The organism is Roseixanthobacter psychrophilus (genome assembly GCF_043195195.1).
In the GTDB taxonomy this organism is placed as follows: Bacteria; Pseudomonadota; Alphaproteobacteria; order Rhizobiales; family Xanthobacteraceae; genus NCEH01.
In genome coordinates this window covers 1-403 of record NZ_JBAFWT010000199.1, presented here as the reverse complement: position 1 = coordinate 403, position 403 = coordinate 1, and the positions used below count along the sequence as shown (strand labels likewise).

The following is a 403-nucleotide window of genomic DNA, read 5'->3' as shown; positions in this document are numbered from 1 at the left end:
CTGATTCCTTGCTCACGTTCGCTGCCGCCGCTGTTGAATGGCGTGCCGGTCAGACCCGCATAACAACCCAGCGCCTTTCCGTTGGCGAAGCGTCGAATGAACGCCTCATACACCAACACCGTCGCGCTTTGCGCGCCGATGCTGCGGAGCAAAACAAGCGCTTTGATCATTCGCTGCGCCTCCTCCGGCGCCTCCTCTTCGAGGACGGCGTCACGCTGAGATTCGAGGGCCGCGATCTGCGACAGAACCAATTCGAGCCGCTCGATGATGCGAACGATCTTCGCTTTGGCGTGCTCCGGCAGAGGTTGATCCAGCGCCGTCCTCAGCGCTTCCAGCCGCACCCGTCGATCACGACGCAATGGATTGTAGTCGTCGATTCCCAGCGTCGCCAGTATCGCGCCGA

At 61.5% G+C, this 403-nt stretch carries 1 protein-coding gene; it reads right to left on the bottom strand.

Annotated elements, in window-relative coordinates; translation table 11 throughout:
* Positions 1–403: transposase (locus V5F77_RS29190; protein ID WP_429008527.1), on the bottom strand; the 403-nt coding region annotated here is incomplete at both ends.